A 357-nucleotide genomic window follows, 5' to 3' on the forward strand; every position below is an offset into this window, starting at 1 on the left:
GAACATGAAGGCAATCAGTCGGGTGCTGATCGCGTTGGTTGCGGCCATCGCGGGTCTCTTCGCGAGCACTGGCACCTCAAACGCAGGTCTGGACAACGAGCTGAGCCTGCTCGACGGCCAGGGCCGGACCCTGACCATCCAGCAGCACGACACCTACCTCAACGGTGTGTTCCCGCTCGACCGCAACCGGCTGACCCGTGAGTGGTTCCACTCCGGCAAGGCGACCTACATCGTGGCCGGCGAGGGCGCTGACGAGTTCGAGGGCAGCCTGGAGCTGGGCTACCAGGTCGGCTTCCCCTGGTCGCTGGGTGTGGGCATCAACTTCAGCTACACCACGCCCAACATCGCCTTCGACGG

The 357-nt window shown here is 64.7% G+C and carries 1 protein-coding gene; it reads left to right on the forward strand.

The window, feature by feature from the left end; genetic code table 11:
• Positions 1-4 precede the first annotated feature (4 nt).
• A partial coding sequence (locus tag Q2100_RS31695; protein ID WP_302917178.1) for an MspA family porin occupies positions 5-357 on the forward strand: 353 nt, incomplete at its 3' end.

Source organism: Mycolicibacterium arseniciresistens, from assembly GCF_030519285.1.
GTDB lineage: Bacteria > Actinomycetota > Actinomycetes > Mycobacteriales > Mycobacteriaceae > Mycobacterium > Mycobacterium arseniciresistens.